Genomic DNA, 20,436 nt, shown 5'->3' with positions numbered 1-20,436 from the left:
AAGAGTGCATTCATCGCAGGAATTGCCGGAAGCGGCGAAGTGACACGAAGAACAGGATCCCGCCGATCGCAAGCAGGGCCGCGAATTGCGGCCAGACGACGGTCAGCCCCGCACCCCGGAACAGGACGGCTTGCGCGAGGATGACGAAATGGGTGTTCGGCGCGGCGAGCATGATGTCCTGGATAATCTGCGGCATGCTCTCTCTTGGCGTTGTCGCGCCTGACAGCATCTGGAGCGGCATCAGCACCAGCATCAGGAGCAGGCCGAATTGCGGCATGGTGCCGGCGGATGTGGCGAGGAAGATGCCCATGCTTGTGGTCGCGAAGAGGTAGAGCGCCGTGCCGAACAGGAACAGCGGGACGGAGCCGCCGACCCGGACCGCGAGCAGTCCCTGCACGATGAAGATGAGCGCGACGCTGGCGGCGATGAGGACGACGAGCCCCATTGACCAGATCTTGCTCGCCATCACCTCGAACGGCGTCACCGGCATGACCAGCAGGTGCTCGATGGTGCCGTGCTCGCGTTCGCGGATCAGCGCCGCGCCGGTCAGGATGATCGAGAGCATCGTGACCGAGGAGATGACATTGTTGATGGCGCCGAACCAGCCCTTGTTGAGTTCTGGATTGAAGCGCGCGCGCATTGCCAGATCGATCGGCAGCGGCGCGGTCGAACGGTAGCGGGACAGGAACTCGCTGACCTCGTCGCTGACGATGGACTGGATGTAGCCGCTTCCCGTGAAAGCTTGCGACATGCGCGTCGCATCGACGTTGAGCTGGATGGCGGGCGATCGCTGCGCCAGCAGGTCGCGCTGGAAGTTGGGCGGGATGTTGAGCGCGAAGGTGTCGAGCCCGGCGTCCATGCGGGACATCATCTCCGACTGCGGGATCAGCTGCGGGACGGTGAAATAGGGCGGACTGAACGCGGTGACGATGCGGGTGGCGGCCGGCGACCTGTCCTCATCGACGATGGCCAGCGCCGCCTGGTTCAGCGTCTCCGGCTGCGCCCTGGACGAGGTATAGATCGAGACCGTGAAGGCATAGACGATCAGCGCCAGCATCATCGGATCGCGCAACAGGCCGCGCAGTTCCTTGACACCTAGCTGGACGATGTTGCCTGCGCGCATGATTAGTTCGCCTGTTTCTTCAGGAGCAGCACCCCGAGCCCGAGCAGCACAGGGATGGTGACGAGAAGCGCAAGGAACGGTTCTGAAAGATCGCCGAAGGCGAGCCCTTTCGAGAAGGTGCCGCGCGTGATGGTGACGAAATGGGCCGTCGGGTAGATTCGCCCGATGATCGCGCCTGCGCCCTGGAGCGATGATACCGGATCGACCAGCCCCGAATATTGCGTGGCCGGAATCATGGTGAGCAGCGCGGTCGCGAAGATCGCCGCGATCTGGCTCGTCATGAACGACGAGATCACCAGCCCCATTGCCGTCGTGATGACGACGTAGAGGAGGGTGGCCGCCGTGAAGGCCACGAAGCTGCCCCTGAAGGGAACACCGAATGCGAACACGGCGAAAGCCGTCAGCAGGAAGAAGTTCAGCATGGCGAGCGCGACATAGGGGAGCTGCTTGCCGAGCAGAAACTCGATCCGGGTCACAGGCGTGACGTAGAAGTTGATGATCGATCCCAGCTCCTTCTCCCGTACGACGCTCAGCGTCGCCAGGATCGCCGGGATGATCAGGAGCAGGATCGGGATCACGGCGGGCGCCATCGCGACGATGCTTCTGATATCGGGGTTGTACAGGAAGCGGACCTCGAGCTGGTAGTCGCCGGTGGTCGCGGCATTGCCCAGGAGTTGCCGGGCGCGCTGCGCCAGCCAGGTCGCATGCATCGCCTGCACGTAGCTGCGCACCGTCTCTGCGCGCGACGGCATCGCGCCGTCGACCCAGGCGCCGATCTGGACGTTGCTGCCGCGCGCGACGTCGCGCCCGAAACCGGGTGGAATTTCGATGGCCAGGCTCAGCTCGCCATTGCGCATGCGGCGGTCGAGGTCGTCATAATCGGTGATCGGCGCGAGCTCGGTGAAATAGCGGGACCCTGCGATCTGCAGGACATAGTCGCGACTGATGGTGGTGTCGTCGCGGTCCATGACGGCGAAGGAGAGATGTTCGACGTCCATGTTGATGCCGTAGCCCATCACGAACATCAGGATGAGGCTGCCGAGAACGGCAAGCGTGGCGCGGATCGGATCGCGCCTGAGCTCGAGCGCTTCGCGCTTGGTGTAGGCAAACACGCGTCGGGGATCGAAGAAGCTCAATGCACTATGGACGGCGCCGTGCGCCTTGGCGGCGGCAGGTTCGGTCGCGACATGCGGCGTGGTGCGCGCCTCACGCGCGTCTGTCGCGGCGATCGCGTCTTTCAGGTAGGCGACGAAGGCTTCCTCCAGGTTGCCGCCGCCGCGACGCTCCGCGATTCGCACCGGCGTATCGCTGATCATCACCTTGCCGGCATGCATCAGCGAAATACGGTCGCAGCGCTCGGCCTCGTTCATGAAATGGGTGGACACGAAGATCGTGACGTTGTCCCGCCGCGACAGGTCGGACAGGATCTGCCAGAAGCCGTCGCGCGCGACCGGATCGACGCCCGACGTCGGCTCGTCCAGGATCAGAATGTCGGGCGCGTGGATCATGGCGACTGCCAGCGACAGACGCTGGCGCACACCGAGCGGCAGTGCGTCGGGCAGCGCGTCGATGACGTCGGTGAGGTCGAAGTCTTCGACCATCTGGCGGACGCGGTCTTCGATGGTGTCAGGCGCGAGGCGGAACAGGCGTGCGTGCAGCTCGAGGTTCTGCCGGATCGTCAGCTCGGAATAGAGCGAAAAGGCCTGCGACATGTAGCCGACCCGCCGGCGGACATCCATGTCGTTGGGATCGACCTCGTGCCCGAACAGCCTGGCCTCGCCTTCGCTGGCGGGTAGCAGTCCGGTCAGCACCTTCATCGTCGTGGTCTTGCCGCAGCCGTTGGAGCCGAGGAAGCCGAAAATCTCGCCGCGCGCGATGCGGAAGCTGACGCGATCGACGGCCGTGAAGTCGCCAAACCTGACGGTCAGCTGCTCGGCCTCGATCGCGATGTCGTCGTCATGCTCGCTCGCGCGCGGCGGGATCACCACTTCCTTGTAACCCCGTCGCTGCTCCTCAGGCAGCAGGGCGATGAAGGCGGCATCGAGATTGTCGGCGCCGGTCTGCTGCAGCAGCTCTGCCGGCGTGCCGGTGGCCAGCACCCGGCCGTCGTTCATTGCCACGAGCCAGTCGAAGCGCGCGGCTTCCTCCATATAGGCGGTGGCGACGATCACGCTCATGCCGGGACGATCCTTTCGGATTGTCTCGATCAGCTCCCAGAACTGCCGCCGCGAGAGCGGGTCGACGCCCGTGGTGGGCTCATCGAGGATCAGGAGATCGGGATCGTGGATCAGAGCGCAGCAGAGGCCGAGCTTCTGCTTCATGCCGCCGGAAAGCTTGCCGGCGGGCCGGTCTGTGAAGGGAGCAAGGCCGGTGTCTTCCAGGAGTTGCTGAATGCGCTCTTCGCGCTCATGCCGGTCGTGTCCGAACAAGCGCCCGAAAAAATCGACATTCTCGAACACGGAGAGGGTGGGGTAGAGGTTCTTGCCCAGGCCCTGCGGCATGTAGGCGATTTGCGGGCAGGTCCGCCGCCGGTGCGCAGCGTCCGCCATGTCGCCGCCGAGCACGTGGACGCGGCCCTCCTGGATCGCGCGCGCCCCGGCGACGAGCGAAAGCAGGCTGGACTTTCCGACACCGTCAGGTCCGATCAATCCAACCATGCGTGCCGAGGGAACGTCGAGCGTGATGCCGTCCAGTGCGCGAGTCTTGTCATAGGACAGCCCGACCGCTTCCAGGCGTATGACCGGCGCCGAAGAAGCTGGCTGATCGCCGTTCGACGCGTCGCTCATTTGACCAGATGTTCCGTCAGTTGCGCCGGCCACTCGGCGTTTTGATCGAGCCGGACGAAGGCGCGGCCGGGCAAGCCCGTCTTGACCTGCTCGATATTTCTCCGCAGCAGGTCCGGCGAGATATGGGCTCGGACGCGGAACATCAGCTTCTGGCGCTCCTCCTCGGTCTCGACGGTCTTCGGCGTAAACTGAGCAACGCTGGCGACGAACGGCGCCTTGGCCGGAATGACCCATTGCGGCGCGGCGTCGAGCACGAGGCGGACCTCCGAGCCGATCGCGACGCGGCCGGCCTGCGCCGTCGGCAGGAAGAAGGTCATGTAGACGTCGCCGAGGTCGACGAGGTTGAGCACGCGTCCGCCGGCGGAGAGCACTTCGCCCGGCTGAGCGACGCGGAACTGGACGCGTCCATCGCGCGGCGCGCGCAGCGTCGAGTCGTTGAGGTCGGCCTTGATGCTCTCGATGGCCGCCTTCGCCGCCTCGACGGCAGCCTCGGCATCGACGACTTGGGCCTCGGCGGCGCTGATCCCGGCTTCCGAGCCGGCGAGCTGGGCCTCTGACGCGGCCACGGCCGCGCGCGCGCCGTTGGCGGCCGCCCGGTCGTCGTCGAGCACCTGCTGGGACACGGCGTTGGTCCTGATCAATTGCTCCGAACGTTGCAGCTTTCGATCGGCCGCATCCAGCTCGGCGCTGCGCTGTCCGATCACGGCGGTTGCCGTCTTCTTCTCGGCCTCGCGCTGGGTCACGACACTCTTGGCGGTCTCGATCCCGATCGTGGCGCGGCGCAATTGCGCCTGGGCCTGGCGGTACTGCGCCTCGAGCTGCACGGTATCCATTTGCGCCAGCGCCTGTCCGGCTGAGACCAGATCACCCTCCCTCACCAGGATGTCCCTGATGCGCCCCGGTGTCTTGGTCGCAATGTCGATCTCGACCGCCTCGATGCGGCCGTTGCCGCTGGCAAAGCCGGGCGGAAGGCTGTCGCCTCCCAGCTTCTGCCAGGCAAAGTAGCCGCCCACTCCGAGGGCTGCGACAAGGAGGGCTAGCAGCCAGCGTTTTCGATTGCGCGTCATGGTCTAGGCCGTTTCATCGACGGGGGGCGTCAGGTGGGTGGTTGATCCGGATTTCGTCTTCACCCGCTCGCGCAGGCGCTGGAACGTCACGTAGAGCATCGGCACCATGAAGATCCCGATCGAGCTTGCGGCGAGCATGCCGGCGAACACGGCGGTGCCAACGGCACGGCGGCTGAGCTCGGCGGCGCCGGTTGCGATGACGAGCGGCAGGAGACCGAGGATGAACGCAACGGATGTCATCATGACCGCGCGGAAGCGCATGTGCGCCCCCCGGATCGCCGCATCGTGGAGCGCCACGCCCGCCTCGCGCTGCTCCTTTGCGAACTCCACGATCAGGATACCGTTCTTGGCGGCGAGCGCGATCAGGACCACGAGGCCGATCTGACCATAGAGATCGAGATTGAGCCCGGCGATCTTGATGCCGACATAGGAGCCGAGCACGCCGACGACGACCGACAGCAGCACCGGGATCGGGATCACCGTGCTTTCGTAGAGCGCGACCAGAAACAGATAGGCGAACAATACGGCGAGCATCAGCACGATGCCGGTCTGGCCGGCGGCCTGCTGCTCCTGATAGGCGGTGCCAGTCCATTCGAAACCGTAGCCCGCCGGCAGCACGGTGTTGGAGATCTCCGCCATGGTTGCAATCGCGGTGCCGGACGAGATGCCTGGCGCCGGGCTGCCGTTCACCGTCACCGAGCGATAGTTGTTGTAGCGGGTGATCACCTGCGGTCCGGTCACGATCTTGATGCCGGCCAGCGACCGTATCGGCACCATCTGGCCGGTGTCGTTGCGCAAGTAGATCCGCCAGATGTCGGAGATATCGGCGCGATCGAACGCCTCGCCCTGGACGTTAACCTGCCAGGTGCGGCCGTACAGGTTGAAGTTGTTGACGTAGATGCCGCCGAGCGTCGCCTGCAAGGCGGTGAAGATGTCGCTGACGGTGACGCCGAGCGCCTGCGCCTTGCGGCGGTCGATGTCGAGAAAGATCGAAGGATTGGTCGCCGTGAACGTCGAGAAGACGCGCGTCAGCCTTGGATCTGCGTTGGCGGCGCCGATCAGTGCGCTGGTGACACTGGAGATCGCCGCGGGGCTCTGTCCTTCCAGCGCCTCGAGCTGGTATTCGAACCCGCCGGAGGTGGAGAGGCCGATGATCGGCGGCATGTTGAAGGGCAGCACGTTTGCCTGTGGGATCTGCGCGCCGGCTGCGAAGGTTTGCGCGATCAAGGCCTGTGCGGAATCGGCCGCAGCCTTGCGATCGGCAAAAGGCTTGAGCCGGGTCACGACCAGCGCGCTGTTCGGCTCGGATGCGCCGTCGAGCAGTGAGAAGCCGATGACGGCAAGAACGTGATCGACGGCCGGCATCTTCTTCAGGATGTCTTCGATCCGTTGAGTGACCTCGCTGGTGCGCGCGACCGACGCGCCGTCCGGGAGCTGCACCGACGTGAAGAAGGCGCCCTGGTCTTCCTCGGGGAGGAACCCCGTCGGCGTGATCAGCGACATGCCGAAGATCGCACCGGCGAAGACGGCCGCGAGCAGGAGCGAGAGGGTAGCCACGCGCAACAGTCGGCGCACGCCGCTGCTGTAGCGGTCGCGCAACCAGTCGATGCCATCAAGCACGCGCCCGATGATGCCGCGCCGGGGCCCGGTGTGGCGTAGGAACAGCGCGCACAGCGCCGGCGACAGTGTCAGCGCGTTCAATGCCGAGATGATCATCGCCGCGCTGATCGTCACCGCGAACTGACGAAACAGCGTGCCGGAAATGCCTGGAATGAACGCGATCGGCACGAACACGGAGAGCAGCACCAGCGTGATCGCAATGATTGGCGCGGTGATCTGCGTCATCGCCTTCTTGGCGGCCTCGGTCGGCGACAGATCCGGCTCTTCCTCCATCACGCGCTCGACGTTCTCGACGACGACGATCGCGTCGTCCACCACGATGCCGATGGCGAGCACCATTGCGAGCAGCGACACCGTGTTGGCGGAATAGCCGAGCACCAGCAGCACGGCGAAAGTGCCGATGAGGCTCACGGGAACGGCCACGGCCGGGATCACGGTGGCGCGGAGATTGCCGAGGAAGAGGTACACCACGATCACGACCAGGACGAAGGCCTCGGCAAGTGTCCGCAGGACCTCGGTGATCGTATCCCACACGAAGCTCGTGGAGTCGTATTGCACAAGATAGCTGAGTCCGGTCGGGAATCGCTTGGACAGGCGTTGCATCGTCGCCGCGACCGCCTTCGCGGTCGTCACGGCATTGGCGCCCGGTGCGAGATAGATCGCGATCGGCACGGCAGCGCGTCCATCGATCCGCGCTTCGCTGTCGAGAGTTTGCGCGCCCATCTCGACCCGCGCAACGTCCTTCACCACTAGCGAGGAGCCGTCCGGATTGGCGCGCAGCACGATGTTGGCGAATTGATCGGTGGTGGCGAGCCGGCCGAGGGTCTGCACATTGAGTTGGAATTGCTGGTCATCGCTGATCGGCCGCGCGCCGATGCGGCCGACCGGCGCCTGGACGCTTTGTGCACGGATCGCGGCAATGACGTCCGACGGAGTCAGATTGAGGCTGGTCAGCCGCTGCGTATCGAACCAGATCCGCATCGAGTAGTTCATCTTGGCGAACAGATTGGTCTGACCGACCCCCGGCGTGCTGGCGAGGGCATCGAGCACGTTGATGATGGCATAGTTGGTGATGAAGAGCGGATCCTGCTGTCCGTCGGCACTGTATAGCACCAGGAATTGCAGGATCGCCGAGGACCGCTTGCGGACCGTCACGCCCTGCTGCTGGACTTCCGTCGGCAGTTGCGACAGCGCGCTCTGGACGCGGTTGTTGACGTTGACCGTATTGATGTCGGGGTTGGTGTCGAGCGCGAAGGAAACGGTGAGCGTATAGGTGCCGTCATTGGCACTGGTCGATTTCATGTAGAGGGCGCGGTCCACGCCGATGACCTGCGCCTCCAGTGGCTGGGCGACGCTGCCTTCGACCACCTCCGCGGACGCGCCGGGGAAGGTAGCGGAGACCGAGACCTGCGGCGGCACGATGTCCGGAAATTGCGCCACCGGGATCTGCATCAGCGCGAGCGCACCGGCGATGGTGATGATGAATGCGATCACCATCGCCAGTCGCGGACGATCGATGAAGACCGCGGATATCATGGCTTTTTGCCCACCGCTTTGCCGGACGTGTCGGCGTCGCCGCCCGTAGCGGCGTTCATGCTCGACAGGATCAGCGGGCTTGCCGGACCGGGCGCGACGACCTGGCCGGGACGGGCCCGCTGCAGGCCCTCGGCAATGACCTTGTCGCCGGCGGTGAGCCCGCTGATCACGGCGGCAATGATCGGCGTCGATTGTCCGAGCTTGATGCGGTGCTGCTCGGCCTTGTTGTCGGGACCGACGGTGAGAACATAGTCACCCTGCTGGTCCGAGAGCACGGCGGAGCGGGGAATCGCCAGCACCTCGACCGGCTGGACGCCTTCGAGCACAACGGTGACGAATTCGCCGTCGGTCAGTTCGTGGACGGTCACGCCCGCGGCCGAAGGTGCCCGCAGGATCGGGTTGGCGATCTCGCCGCGCACGGTAACCGTGTCGGTGTTCTGCGCGATGGTGTTGTCGACGAAATTCAGCTTGCCAGCCTGGCCGTACATGCGGCCGTCGGGCAACCGGAGCCTGATCACCACGGCTTCCAGGCCGCCTTTCGGGCCATAGCGCTCGCGCAATTCCAGGCCCTGGCGCAGCGGCACGGGGAAGGTGACGTACATCGGATCCTGGCTGACAATGGTGGTCAACACGCCTGAACTCGGACTGACGACATTGCCTTCGGTGACCGACGTGCGTCCGATCTTGCCTTCGATCGCCGCGCTGACCACAGTGTAGTCGAGATTGATCCGGGAAGCCTCGACCTGTGCCTGCGCGGCCTGAACCTGCGCTTCCAGGCTGCGCTGGTTCGCGATCGCCGCGTCATAGGTCGATTGTTGTCCGGCCGGTCCTCCGAGCAGCGTGCGTGCGCGTTCGGTGGTCAATTTGGCATTCTCGAGCGTCGCCTGGAGCTGCGCTACCTGTGCCTGCTTTGCCTCGAGGTCGGCTTCGAAGGGGCCGCGTTCGAGATGATAGAGCTGATCTCCGGTCTTGATTTCCGCACCTTCGACGAACAGGCGCTTTTCCAGAAACGCGGTGACGCGTGCGACGACGTTGACGCGATTGATCGCCTCGATCCGCCCGATGAATTCGCTGGTCTCGGTGATCGGCCGCTTGGTCGCTTCCACGACGCCGACCGCAGGAGGACCGGCGGGAGCAGCCTGCGTCCAGGCTGTCTCGCCGGTGAAGATCGTCACAACGCTTGCCACCAAGATTCTGACCGAGGCTTGTGCAAGGTCCATCGTCCGCTCCTTGCCCAGGCCCTGGATCAGTGGCTCAGGCCGCGCTCACTCATGCGTTGTCCGGTTGCTGCGTGCAGGCTCGTCGTAGCCTTTGCGACGGCTGTAGAACATCAGCGCGATCAGGCCGCAGCCGGACACCAGGATCATGATCGCGGCGCCGGCCAGGATGATGTTGCCGTAGAGCGGCATGGGCGTCGCCTGCCATACCGACACGCAGTACCAGGTGGCTGCAATGAGAAGGACGGCCAGCACGGCCGCAAGGAGCCATTGGTTGTTGGTGCGCACGGTGTCCTCCATCGCTGGGTTACGGACGTGCGAGAAGGCGGTGCTACCTCCACCGCCATCCGCAATGACGACGGCCGCGATGCCACCAGCAAACCCAGCGGCGCCTGCGTCGCGGCGGCGGCGGTGGCGGTCGCCCCCAACCGGGAGATCCCCAGCCGGGAGCGGGCGATGGTCCCCACCCTTGAGTCGTGACGAGGTCGTCCGGCTTGCCGGCGAGGCCAAGATCGGGAGCGATCGGCATGGCTTCCGCGCTCTCGATCAAGCGAACGCCGATGGCGCCGATCGCTGCGGCGGCAACGGCATTCTGGGCAAAGCCGAGGAAAGCACGGCGGGTGGGAGCGTTCATCATCTTCTCCTCTTCTTGTCACGCAGTTCGCCGCACGGATTGCAGCGCGTAGAGCAGCCACGCCAGGCCGTGCGAGATCAGGTCGACGCCCAGCAGGAATCCAAGGGCCCAGATGCTGATGTCGGGGAATCCGAGCAGGATCACGAGACCTGCGAGCGTTGCAAAGGCGCCGGAGATGAGCATCATCCATCCGTTCTGCCGCCAATGCGCGAAACTCAGCACGCAGCGAATGGCGCCCGAGGCGAACAGTATCGCGCCGAGGAAGTAGGTCAGGATGAGAGCACCCGACACAGGCTGGCTGAGCAGCAGGAAACCGAGCGCCAGATAGAGCACGCCAAGCACAACCTGCCACAGGAAGCCGCCCCATCCCCTGGTCCAGAAGGCGTGCATGATCTCGAACGCGCCGGCCGCGATCGCGATCACGCCGATCAGCTTGACGCTGATGAGGGTCGCGAACACGACGTCGCCGAGAGCAAAGAGACCGGCGGCGATCAGCACGATGCCAAGCAGCGCGCACACCCAGAATGGGGGCGGAACGAGACCTTCGATCTCGGTTCGGCCGTCATAGGCTGTCATGCCATTCTCCTCATCGGCAATGGCTCGATCGACACGCCTGAATGCTAGCTTGGAACCCGCAACGCCGATATCGGACGAAACCCTGAGCGTCGGAACGGGAATATTCCCATCTAGCTTGAACGGCGGCGCCGCTATCGCGCGCGACAGGCGCCGGCTATCGCTATCGCTGTCCCCTCGGCCCCAGCGTGAGATTGGTGACGCCGGCTGCGAGATTGAGCCCGATCGATCGCTCAATCGAGAGCGGCTGCAGCATGACGCTGCGTCGTGAGCCGCCGACCAGGACATTGGCGCCGAGGCCGGGTCCCAGTGCGAGATTGCCGCTCGCGCCGACGTAGTTGCCGCGCAGGGTGCCGGGGCCGATGCGCGAGTTCTTGGCGAGCACGGCCCAGGAGAGGGTGCCTGCGCTGGTCACGCCGATATCAAGGCCAACGCGCCGGATCCGCCCCTCATAGATGTATTGTCGGGCCGGGTTTCGCGCATGGAACACGCAACGCAGCGTCTGCGCCGATCCGAGCACCAGCCCGACGCGCGGGTTGCTGAAGCACAGGAGACGGCCGACCCTGAAGGTCTCCGCGCGCGCGGGCAGGGTGAGCGCGCATAGCAGCGCCGATACGCCGATCAGTGCAACGATCCGTGTCATTCGCATGTCAGGCCTCCATGTGCGTCTTGGTGTCGGCGGGCGCGCTCCTCGGCCGCCGGTCCTGGCGAAGCCAGAAGGTGAGGGCGAGGCCGATGAGGAGCACGGCGCCCAGCAGGAAGAAGAAGAAGGACTGCTTCAGCCAGGATATCGCCGGAACGGCCAAGCCCATTGCAAGGCCGAGGAAGGCAATCTGCAGCGACAGAAGACTGACGCCCGCCAGGAACGTTCCGAGCGCGAGCAATGTCAGCAAAACGAGACCTGTTGCCGGTGTCGGAAGCAATTGTTGCACGCCCGACACCAGGATGATGTTCATCGTGACCAGGACGGCGACCCAGTGCAGCGCCTGTGTCCAGATCAACCGCAACCGGGCTTCCTTGCCGTCGACCTCCGGCCATTTGGTGATGACACAGACCACACCGATGGCGAGTGCCAGGAACTCCCAATAGCCGACGAGGGGTTGGTGCGAGACATTGGTGTAGCCGACGCCGGCAATCGCCAGCACCAACGCCACGACATAGGGAAGCTGCCGCCACAGGAAATGGGCCATACCCGAATAAGCTTCGCCGCTCTCCGCCTGCTGTGTATCCATCTCGCGCTCAGTGTCGTTCATGGGTCACCCACGCGTGATTTGCCGTTGTTGAGTGCCAGTCCGGGACCATCGCCGAGGTAATCCTCGACATAGAATCTGACGATTGCGACCCGGCCGATCGCAACCAGCGGCATCGCCAGTGCAATGCCCATGACGCCGAACAGCGCGCCGAGCAGGACGATCGCAACCAGAGTCCAGGCCGGCGGGATTTCCACGGCCTGGCGCTGGATCAACGGGCCGATCACATAGCCTTCGATCGACTGGATGATCGTATAGACGACGACGGCCCAGATCAGCAGCGAACCGCCGAGCGGCATCGCGACGAGCGCGATCGGAATGGCGGCAACGATAGGCCCGAGATACGGGATGAAGTTCGACAACCCCGCCTGGAGTCCAAGCACGAACGGACCGGGCAGCCCGATGAGGTAAAGCGCTACCCAGACGCACAGCGTCATCAGGATGATGCGGATGAGCTGTCCGACGAACCAGAGTCGCATGACGTTGCCCATCTCGTCCATCACCTCGCGCGTTCGTGCGCGATAGGGCGGCTTCACCAGCATGACCAGGCTTTCGCGATGGCTGGTGGGATCGAACGCAAAGAGGATTCCGAGGAACAGGATCACCAGCGTGGCGGTCAGCACGCTCGAGGCGCCTCCCAGCACGAACTGGGCGTGGCTGAGGAGCCGGCCCTGATCGGAGAACAGCCATTGCGCGAAATCCCGGCCCCATTCCGGACCGAGCAGATCGACGCCGTACGACAACAGGTGCTGCTGGAGGATGTCGAGCTGGGCGTCCATCACCTTGAGCAATATCCGCGTCTGCTCCGGCAGCTTGCGCGCACCCCAAACGAGACCAAGTCCCGACAGGGCGGTGAGGAACAGAAGCACGAGCGTCAAGCGCCAGACCCGCCTAAGCGGGAGGGCAGGCGCGAGCGCCCGCGCGGCAGCATCCAGGAGCGCCGCAAACAGCACGCCCGCGAAGACGACGAGGAGGCTCGAAACGGATTGCCATGCCAGGAACAGTGTGACGCATGCGGCGAGCAGGGTGAGTCCGGTCGTGAGCAGGCTGCGCCGGCCACCGCCTCCGGCAGGGTCGGCTTCGTCGCGCCGCACCACCTCGCGCAGCCTGTCCTGTCCGATCCGGGTGTCGCTCATCGATCGACCAATTCGCGGGATCTCATCCCTTTTCTAGGTGCGAACCCGACGGCTGCCATAGTGCGGATGCGTGCCGCCGCGATGGCGCCAGTAGCGGTGTTTCGTCGGGTTCATGTTGGTATTGGGTGCGGTGGTGCTGGGCGCGGCCGCGCCTGGCTCTTTCGGCGCGGCTACGCCCTTGGTGTCGGACTGCGCAAGAGAGAGCGCCGAAGGTGCAATCGCTGCTGCCAGTCCAAGGATCAGAACGCCGCAGATGGCCCGGATGTTCATGCTCGCCTCCAGTTGACAACCAAACGAATGAGTTCAGATCGAGATAGCTCCGACGGTCAGTGCGTAGATGCCGGCGCATGCGGCGACCGCCAGCGCTGCGAATGTGACGGCTTCGAATGGTCTGAACGTCGTCTCCTTGCGCTCGCGCTTTGCGAGAAAGAACAGCACCGTTCCGGGTGCATACAGGATGGACGACAGCAGCAGAAATTTTGGCCCGCCCGCGTAGATCATGCCGGCCGCATAGAGCGTTGCGACCGCCGAGCGAACCCAGTCGACGGTGCGGGCGCGCTCGCCTGCATCGTAGGTCTCGCCGAGAGAGGCGAGCTTTAGCCCATACGCGGCAACGAAGAGATACGGGATCAGAGTCATCGCGCTGGTCATCTTGAGCGCGAGCGTGAAGGCATATTCCGCAAACCAGGTGATGAGCAGAAAGGCCTGGATCACGCAGTTGGTGAGCCAGAGCGCGCCGGCCGGGACCTGGTGCGCGTTCATGTGCGCCAGGAAGGAGGGCATGGTGCGGTTCATCGCGGCCGAATGCAGGACCTCGGCCGCCAGCAGCGACCATGACAGGTAGTTTCCGAGGATCGAGATCAGGAGCCCGATGCTGATGAAGATGCTGCCCCAGCGGCCGACCATCGCCTCCATCACGCCGGCCATCGACGGCGTTGGAAGCGCCGCCAGCGCCTCGCGCGGCATCACGCCGTAGGACAGCAGCGTGACCAGGACAAGAAGGCTCAGGACGATGAGGAAGCCCATGACGGTCGCAACTCCGACGTCGGAGCGATCCATGGCATAGCGGGAGTACACGCTTGCGCCCTCGATCCCGACGAAGACGAAGACGGTAAGCAGCATCGTGCCGCGGACCTGCGCAAAGACGTCGGGAAGGGATGGCTCGTCCGTTCCCCAGAAGCTTTGCGAGAGCCGTTCGGCGTCCACGGCGGAGATCGCTACGATGATGAACGCCAGGATCGGGATGATCTTGGCGTAGGTCGCGATCGTGTTGAGGGTGGTCGCTCCCTTGATGCCGCGCAGCACCAGGACGTGAACGCCCCACAGCAGCACGGATGCCGCCGCGATCGCCGTCGGCGTCGTGCCGTCGCCGAACACGGGGAAGAACTGTCCGAGCGTGGCCTTGATCAGGATGAGACAGGCGACGTCGGCAAGACAGCAGCCGATCCAATAACCGGCGGCACAGGCAAAGCCGATGTAATCCCCGAACCCGGCCCTCGCATAGGCGTAGATGCCGGCATCCAGCTCCGGCTTGCGGCGGGCGAGTGCCTGGAACACTAGCGCCAGCATCAGCATGCCGGTACCGGCAATGATCCAGGCGATGATGGCCCCAAGCACGCCCGTTGCCCGGCCGAAGGATGCGGGCAACGCGAAGATGCCCGAACCGACCATCGACCCGATCACGAGCGCGGTGAGCGCACTGCGTGACAGCGTCTGAGCGGCCTCGTTCGACGAAGGAGCCATGACAGCAATGGCCTCCCGATCGGAAATGAGCCTGATACGACAGATCGCGGGGAATCGCGGAATGTCGGCCGACCCTTGAGGCCTACGACCTTAGGGCGGCTTTCCCGCCCGCACATCAGGGATTCTCTGTAGAGGGCAATGGCCGTAAATCGGCATCGCCGGACGCTTGCGAAAGAGCCGTCCTCAGGCTTCCCTGACCTGCGCAGCCGAGGGTCGATCGGAACTCGACAGCGAACCGGGTGCCGGAGCCCGCGCCACAAATACGAAGCTGGACCGAAAGAACTCTCCAGTCTTGGCGAGCTCGGCGGCAATCCGCCGGGCATGCTCCAGTGCCGCATCCTGGTCGCCGTGCTCGCATCCAATCCTGTCCGGGAACAGGCCATATCTGTCGACAATGTGAAAGAAGTAGCGCATCCTGGCTGCATTAGGCCGCAGCGTGGACGGCTGCCAGTGACAAACCCGTAAGGCTCATCCGCCAAAGGGATGACGAGCGGTCTGGCAGATTGCGCTCTGGTAAGGTCGAGGCGATCGCCACGCCGTCCGACCAGGGGAAATTCACCCCGAATCCTCGGGTGATCAGCTGATGTCTGGAACCTGCACACCGGAATAGCCTGATCTCATCCCGCCGACGTGCGAGAGGAGGAGAGCGATGTCGAACTATGATCAGAACCTGGCGGACTCAGGCCAGGCAGGCCGCGCGATTGCGTTTGACGTCGGACTGCGCGACTACATGTTGCGGATCTACAATCACATGGCCGCGGGCGTCGGCGTGACGGCGGTCGCGGCGTGGCTGACCTACCAGCTGGTTGATCCCGCCTGGCTGCAAAGTCCGGTGATGTGGGTCTTCATTCTGGCGCCGCTCGCGCTGGTATTCTTCCTGGGATCGCGCATCAATACGCTGTCGGTCTCGACGGCGAGGACGCTGTTTTTTGTCTATGCCGCCCTCGTCGGCATTTCGCTCTCGATCCTGCTCCACATCTACACCAGCTCCTCGATCACCCGCGTGTTCTTCATCACGGCTGCGACCTTCGGCGCGCTCAGCCTGTACGGATATACGACGAGGCGCGACCTGTCCGGGGTCGGCACCTTCCTGTTCATGGGCCTGATCGGCATCATCATCGCAAGCCTGGTCAACCTCTTCCTGAGGTCGACCGGGCTCGACTGGCTGATCTCGATCGTCGGTGTCGGTGTCTTTGCAGGCCTCACCGCCTATGACACGCAGCGCATCAAGGCGATGTACGACAGCACGGACGATGAGACGTCGGCAGGCCGCAAGTCCGTTCTCGCCGCGCTGTCGCTCTATCTCAACTTCATCAACCTGTTCATGATGCTGCTGCGCCTTTTCGGCAATCGTCGCTAAAGCGGTGGAAGGCGGCGTCAAGCCGCCGGCCGCTCCGCTGCGCTGGCGAGTGCGTCACGCAGCATCTTTTCCTTGCTCTCGTCCAGTGACGTCTTCAGCACGACGCCGCCGGCGTCCTTGATCTCCTTGAGCACCTTGTCCGCCGTCATGTGCTTGATCAGGACGAACAGGGCAGCATTGCCGGTGTGGAGGTTGGCTGACAGCTCCTTCATGAAGGCATCGTCGATGCCGAAATCGGACAGTGCGCCGCCGAGGGCGCCGGACGCCGCGCCGACCGCGACACCGAGGATCGGGTTCAGGAACAAGACGCCGATCAACAGCCCCCAGAAGCTTCCGGTCATCGCTCCCACGGCCGTGGTGTTGACGAGCTGGTTGAGCTTGATGCCGCCGGTATCGGTTTTGACGGCGATCACGGCGTCGCCGATTGTGATGAGGTATTCCTTCTGCAATTTGAGGAGCCGCTGACGCACTTCCTCGGCTTTTGCCTCGGTCGGGTACACGATCGCGACGAGATCGGACATCGAAACCTCCTTACGCTTTGTCGGCTGGGCGGGATGTTGCCGATGGTGCGCTCCGGAGTGAAGGTAGTCCGCCGGCGCTGTGCGCGGCATCGGAGAAAACCCTTGGCTCAAAGGATGAATGTTCCGATGCGCGAAAAGGCTCGCGCAAGGCAACCGGCCGGGTCCCTGGCGAGTGGGGAAATCCTGATCCTCGACTAGGTGGCAAATTGGGTAAGTTCCTGGCCGACCGAGCGATCCGAACTTCGGTCTGCCGTTGCTTTACACGGTTGCAAGCATCAAAGCACTGAAGAGCACAGCGAGTGAAAGAAGGGAAATACTTGCCGTCGGCCATCGGCAAAGAAGATCGTTGCCCTGTTCGATGAGGTCGCCGAGCGCGATGCAGCCTTCCCGGAGCGAACAAACCGGGCGCATGAGGAGCCGGGCTGTGGGAGACGCGGGCGAATGAGCCCCCGGGCGGGCGAGGAATGCCAGTACGGTGCCTCCGAAAACGGGGACAATAGCTTTCGACAGCGGCGCAAAGTTCAATCCGCTTGGCGCCGTGTCATACGCAGCCGGAAGGTAACTTCCGAAGGGCACGAGGCCGAGCAGGAGCGAGCCGAAAGCCAGCACAAGCGGCGCCAAGTCCCGAATTCGTGGCACCGGGCTCGCAAGAGCGATGAGGTTCGGCGAAGGTGCGAACGCATGCGCCAGGACAAGCACAACGTAGGCGGCCGTGAAGATCCCGCCGGCCTGGAGCACAATTGCCCACCACCATTGTCCCTTTTCAGCCGCGGCTTGCAACAGCAGATCTTTGGCAACGGAAGCGCCGCTCGGCTGTACGCCCATCAGCGCAATTCCGCCGAACGCGAAAGCCAGGGTGCTGAGGGGAAGTGCTCGCGCAACACCACCTAACCCTGCGACGCGGTCATGACCAAGTGCTGCGTAAATCGATCCGCTGGCCATGAACATCGCCGCCTTTGCCATGGCGTGGGTGATGGTCTGTAGCATTCCTCCTGCCAGGGCATCGCCGGCCTCCAGCCTGTCCGACGCATCCAGTGCCAGCGGGAACATCAGGAAGAGATAGCCGATCTGGGCCAGGGTCGAATAGGCGATCAGGAGTTTCAGCCGCTCCTGCCGTAGAGCGACAAAGCTTCCGAGCACGATTGCCGCTGCTCCCAGTGCTCCGAGTAGCTGCGTAGCCGCAAAGCCGGGCAGTGCCGGCATCAACTGAAACCAAAGTCGCGCGATGATGAAGAAAGACCCTTTCACGACGAGGCCCGACAGGATCGCGCTGGCGGTTGCCGGAGCGCCCGCGTGGGCGGACGGCAGCCACAGATGCAAGGGAACGAGCGCAGTCTTGGCAAGAAGACCGGTCGTCATCAATGCAGCGGCGATGAGCGTGCCCGGCTGCGCGTTGGCGCGACGTGACAGCAGCACGACGTCGAGTGTGCCATAAAGACCATAGAGCAGGGCCGTGCCCGCCAGATAAAGCACCGACCCAAGCAGCGCGAAGAGCAGATATCGCAACGCCGCCTGGAGTGTCTCCGAACGGCCGTCGAGCGAGACCAAGGGCACTGCGGCGAATGTCAACAGTTCCAGGGCGACATAAAGTGTGAAGAGGTCTCCCCCCACGAAGATCGTGTTCAGCGCCCCCCATATTGCCAGCAGCAGAATCCAGAATGCGGCCGGTGCCCGCGCCGCAGCTGCAGGCCGAAAATCAGACGCGGCATAGATGGCGACCGCAGAAATCACGACCGCCGTCGCTGCAATCATCACAGCTGACAGTCCGTCCGCACGCAGCGCTACGCCAAGCGGTGGCGGCCAGGCGCCGAGCAGATAGACGAGGTGGCCATCGCTCTGCGGCAGCGCCAGCAGGATAGCCGCGGCGATCGCCAACCCGATCGGCAAGACCGCGAAGGCAACCAGCCGGACGTAGCGGTCGCCGAGAGCGAAGGCCAGCAGGACGCCCGCGACGGGCAGGACGATCGACAGCACGAGCAGGAAGCCGCCCGCGGTCGTCGCCAGTGCGGGGACAGGGGGCAGCATCAGCCACCGGCGGGATCGGCGCGCGAGCCCGCGCGCGGCGCGCCGCTTTGCAGCGTCGTTGAGCCAGCGGTCTGGTACAGCCGCAACAACAGGGCGATCGCGAGGGCTGTCGCGGAGAAAGCGACGACGATTCCGGTAATCACCAGGGCCTGAGGCACCGGATCGTTGCCAAAGCCCGCTGCAGCGCCCCGGCGTCCGATGATGCCGAACAGGAGGAATACGCCGCTGCCGAGCAGGTTGAACGCGATGATCTTGCGCAGCGGCTGCGTATTCGTGATCAGGCCGTAGAGCCCTAGTCCGACCGCGGTAGCCGCGCTCAATCCGAATACCGTCACGGCGCTCATCGCTGCACTCTCCGTTCCGGTGCGCCGGCGAGCAGCAGGGCGAGCGTGACCGCAATCGTCAGCAGCATCGCGATCTCGATGCTCAGAATCAGCGGCTTGGCGAAGGCGATCGGATAGGCAAGAAACGCCGAGCCGAAGCAGAGCCCGCCAAGACCGATGAGGAGGAACAGGCCGGGCCCGGCCACGAGGACAAGCCGCAACCGTCGGCTGCTCGCAGGCGGCGTGTCCGCCAATCCCGCCATGATGACCAGGAGCCACATCGATGCCAGAACCGCGCCGCCCTGAAACGCGCCGCCCGGATGATCGGCTCCGGTCCACAGGATGTAGATGCCGATGACGATACCGGCGGGCGGCAACAGCCGCGCGAGAAAGGCGAGAACGCCATTCGGATCGGCTTCGTGGCGGGGTCCCGGACGGCCACCCCAGGCCTGATCCGATGCAAGCGACCAGACACCGACGATGGCGAGCAGGAGCACGACCTTCTCGAGCATGGTGTCCATCCCGCGGAACGCCATCAGCACGTTGGTTACGGGGTTGGCGAGGCTTGTCGCCGAGGCATTCGCGGCGGCTGCCGGCGCGAGCGTTGGTGCGGGATCAGGCAAGAGCAGGATCAAGATCGCCAGTGCGGCAGCGACTGCCGCGGAGAGTACAGCCCCGCCGAGACGCACCATCCGGCTCGGTGTTTCCGTGGTCGTCGCCTCGGTGTCCCGTAGCCGGGCTGCGGCACCCAACAGCACGATTCCACCCAGGCCTCCGCTAATTGCGGCCTCCGTCAGGGCGACGTCAACGGCGTCCAGACGCACCCAGACCAGCGCAACCAATAGTCCGTAGGCGACAAAGCCGACCGTTGCCGAATAGGTCTCGCGTACGGCAATCGTCCAGACGGCGAGGCCTAGCACCACGGCGGCGAGCACGATCTCGAAGACTGTCGCGATGCTCATCTTGCCGATCCGCTTTGGCGCGCGCTACGCGCGATCAATTGGGAGACGGTTGCGCCTGCCAGCAGCGCCAGCAACCAGATGCTGATCAATTTCAACCCGTCACGCAGGCTTGCTGCCTGCGGGAGCAATCCGAGCACGACGAAGCCCAGGCCGAGATTGTCCGCCTTGGTGAGCGCATGCAGACGGGTCAAGGTGTCGGGAAAGCGAAGCAGGCCGACGGTGCCGGCCAGAAAGAAGAAGGCGCCCGCCGATACGCTCACGATTGTCACGATGTCGCCTGCGAGGCTCATGTGCTGTCCGTTGAATCGGCTTCGAGGCGCGCAAGCCCCTTCTTGACGAACGCGATGGATGCGAAGGTGGCTAGCAATGCCAGGATCAGCGCCACGTCGACGGCAGCCGGCACGCCAGTGACCGTGCCAAGCAGCAGCAGCGCAGCGATCCCTCCGGTCCCGATCAACTGCGCCGACATCATGCGATCGGCGTCGCTCGAACCGCGCAGGATCGACACCAGCCCGAGCGCCAGCATCGTCAGGATGAAGCCGACTGCCACTGTTAGAAAA

General features: G+C 64.4%; 21 protein-coding genes. 1 reads left to right on the top strand and 20 read right to left on the bottom strand.

Translation table 11 applies throughout. From position 1 onward, the window contains the following. Nucleotides 1-10 precede the first annotated feature (10 nt). The 14 genes from NLM33_RS10895 to NLM33_RS49595 form a co-directional block, all read right to left on the bottom strand. Nucleotides 11-1,123: an ABC transporter permease gene (locus NLM33_RS10895; protein ID WP_254096047.1), complete on the bottom strand. Its 1,113-nt coding sequence runs from the start codon at nucleotides 1,121-1,123 to the stop codon at nucleotides 11-13. A 2-nt stretch (nucleotides 1,124-1,125) separates the two neighbouring features. After that, nucleotides 1,126-3,909, bottom strand: coding sequence for a ribosome-associated ATPase/putative transporter RbbA (gene rbbA, locus NLM33_RS10890; protein ID WP_254096046.1), 2,784 nt, complete (start codon nucleotides 3,907-3,909; stop codon nucleotides 1,126-1,128). Continuing rightward, nucleotides 3,906-4,976 carry an HlyD family secretion protein gene (locus tag NLM33_RS10885; protein WP_254096045.1) on the bottom strand — a complete coding sequence of 357 codons (1,071 nt, stop codon included), beginning with the start codon at nucleotides 4,974-4,976 and terminating at the stop codon, nucleotides 3,906-3,908. The genes rbbA and NLM33_RS10885 overlap by 4 nt, the downstream gene beginning before the upstream one ends. A gap of 3 nt (nucleotides 4,977-4,979) precedes the next feature. Continuing rightward, nucleotides 4,980-8,132 (bottom strand): efflux RND transporter permease subunit, encoded by a 3,153-nt coding sequence (locus NLM33_RS10880; protein WP_254096044.1) that lies wholly within the window; start codon nucleotides 8,130-8,132, stop codon nucleotides 4,980-4,982. Next, nucleotides 8,129-9,352, bottom strand: coding sequence for an efflux RND transporter periplasmic adaptor subunit (locus NLM33_RS10875; protein WP_254096043.1), 1,224 nt, complete (start codon nucleotides 9,350-9,352; stop codon nucleotides 8,129-8,131). Before NLM33_RS10875 ends, NLM33_RS10880 begins: the two co-directional genes overlap by 4 nt. Nucleotides 9,353-9,397: 45 nt before the next feature. Further along, complete coding sequence (locus tag NLM33_RS10870; RefSeq protein ID WP_254096042.1) at nucleotides 9,398-9,637, bottom strand: hypothetical protein; 240 nt, start codon at nucleotides 9,635-9,637, stop codon at nucleotides 9,398-9,400. Nucleotides 9,638-9,680: 43 nt separating this feature from the next. Beyond that, nucleotides 9,681-9,983 (bottom strand): twin-arginine translocation signal domain-containing protein, encoded by a 303-nt coding sequence (locus NLM33_RS10865; RefSeq protein WP_254096041.1) that lies wholly within the window; start codon nucleotides 9,981-9,983, stop codon nucleotides 9,681-9,683. 18 nt (nucleotides 9,984-10,001) lie between these two features. Continuing rightward, the gene (locus NLM33_RS10860) at nucleotides 10,002-10,559 is read right to left on the bottom strand and encodes an HdeD family acid-resistance protein (RefSeq protein ID WP_254096040.1); all 558 of its coding nucleotides are present in this window, start codon (nucleotides 10,557-10,559) and stop codon (nucleotides 10,002-10,004) included. A 160-nt stretch (nucleotides 10,560-10,719) separates the two neighbouring features. Further along, nucleotides 10,720-11,205, bottom strand: a complete 486-nt coding sequence (locus NLM33_RS10855; RefSeq protein WP_254096039.1) for a DUF992 domain-containing protein — start codon at nucleotides 11,203-11,205, stop codon at nucleotides 10,720-10,722. 1 nt (nucleotide 11,206) lies between these two features. Next, complete coding sequence (locus NLM33_RS10850) at nucleotides 11,207-11,809, bottom strand: hypothetical protein (RefSeq protein ID WP_371929929.1); 603 nt, start codon at nucleotides 11,807-11,809, stop codon at nucleotides 11,207-11,209. After that, complete coding sequence (locus NLM33_RS10845; protein WP_254096038.1) at nucleotides 11,806-12,942, bottom strand: AI-2E family transporter; 1,137 nt, start codon at nucleotides 12,940-12,942, stop codon at nucleotides 11,806-11,808. The genes NLM33_RS10850 and NLM33_RS10845 overlap by 4 nt, the downstream gene beginning before the upstream one ends. Before the next feature lie 33 nt (nucleotides 12,943-12,975). Beyond that, nucleotides 12,976-13,212 (bottom strand): hypothetical protein, encoded by a 237-nt coding sequence (locus tag NLM33_RS10840; RefSeq protein ID WP_254096037.1) that lies wholly within the window; start codon nucleotides 13,210-13,212, stop codon nucleotides 12,976-12,978. Nucleotides 13,213-13,245: 33 nt separating this feature from the next. Next, entirely contained in the window at nucleotides 13,246-14,685 is a 1,440-nt protein-coding gene (locus NLM33_RS10835) for a basic amino acid/polyamine antiporter (RefSeq protein WP_254096036.1), read from the bottom strand. 183 nt (nucleotides 14,686-14,868) lie between these two features. Continuing rightward, a complete protein-coding gene (locus tag NLM33_RS49595) occupies nucleotides 14,869-15,099 on the bottom strand; it encodes a hypothetical protein (RefSeq protein ID WP_371929928.1) in 231 nt (76 codons plus the stop codon). A 235-nt stretch (nucleotides 15,100-15,334) separates the two neighbouring features. Here NLM33_RS49595 and NLM33_RS10830 point away from each other — a divergent pair, with 235 nt between their 5' ends. After that, nucleotides 15,335-16,045 (top strand): Bax inhibitor-1/YccA family protein, encoded by a 711-nt coding sequence (locus NLM33_RS10830; RefSeq protein ID WP_254096035.1) that lies wholly within the window; start codon nucleotides 15,335-15,337, stop codon nucleotides 16,043-16,045. Nucleotides 16,046-16,062: 17 nt separating this feature from the next. Here the strand turns inward: NLM33_RS10830 and NLM33_RS10825 are convergent, their stop codons facing one another. The 6 genes from NLM33_RS10825 to NLM33_RS10800 all read right to left on the bottom strand — a co-directional run bounded on the left by NLM33_RS10825 (nucleotide 16,063) and on the right by NLM33_RS10800 (nucleotide 20,426). Continuing rightward, nucleotides 16,063-16,566, bottom strand: a complete 504-nt coding sequence (locus NLM33_RS10825; protein WP_254096034.1) for a DUF1269 domain-containing protein — start codon at nucleotides 16,564-16,566, stop codon at nucleotides 16,063-16,065. Nucleotides 16,567-16,824: 258 nt separating this feature from the next. Next, entirely contained in the window at nucleotides 16,825-18,441 is a 1,617-nt protein-coding gene (locus tag NLM33_RS10820) for a complex I subunit 5 family protein (protein WP_254096033.1), read from the bottom strand. Nucleotides 18,442-18,590: 149 nt separating this feature from the next. After that, nucleotides 18,591-18,935, bottom strand: coding sequence for an NADH-quinone oxidoreductase subunit K (locus NLM33_RS10815; protein WP_254096032.1), 345 nt, complete (start codon nucleotides 18,933-18,935; stop codon nucleotides 18,591-18,593). Next, the gene (locus tag NLM33_RS10810) at nucleotides 18,932-19,876 is read right to left on the bottom strand and encodes an MnhB domain-containing protein (protein ID WP_254096031.1); all 945 of its coding nucleotides are present in this window, start codon (nucleotides 19,874-19,876) and stop codon (nucleotides 18,932-18,934) included. The genes NLM33_RS10815 and NLM33_RS10810 overlap by 4 nt, the downstream gene beginning before the upstream one ends. After that, nucleotides 19,873-20,166, bottom strand: coding sequence for a monovalent cation/H(+) antiporter subunit G (locus NLM33_RS10805; RefSeq protein ID WP_254096030.1), 294 nt, complete (start codon nucleotides 20,164-20,166; stop codon nucleotides 19,873-19,875). Before NLM33_RS10805 ends, NLM33_RS10810 begins: the two co-directional genes overlap by 4 nt. Next, nucleotides 20,163-20,426, bottom strand: a complete 264-nt coding sequence (locus tag NLM33_RS10800; protein ID WP_254096029.1) for a monovalent cation/H+ antiporter complex subunit F — start codon at nucleotides 20,424-20,426, stop codon at nucleotides 20,163-20,165. The genes NLM33_RS10805 and NLM33_RS10800 overlap by 4 nt, the downstream gene beginning before the upstream one ends. Nucleotides 20,427-20,436: the final 10 nt, after the last annotated feature.

This window comes from Bradyrhizobium sp. CCGUVB1N3, assembly GCF_024199925.1.
Classification (GTDB): domain Bacteria; phylum Pseudomonadota; class Alphaproteobacteria; order Rhizobiales; family Xanthobacteraceae; genus Bradyrhizobium.
This window is presented reverse-complemented; position numbering and strand designations above follow the sequence as displayed.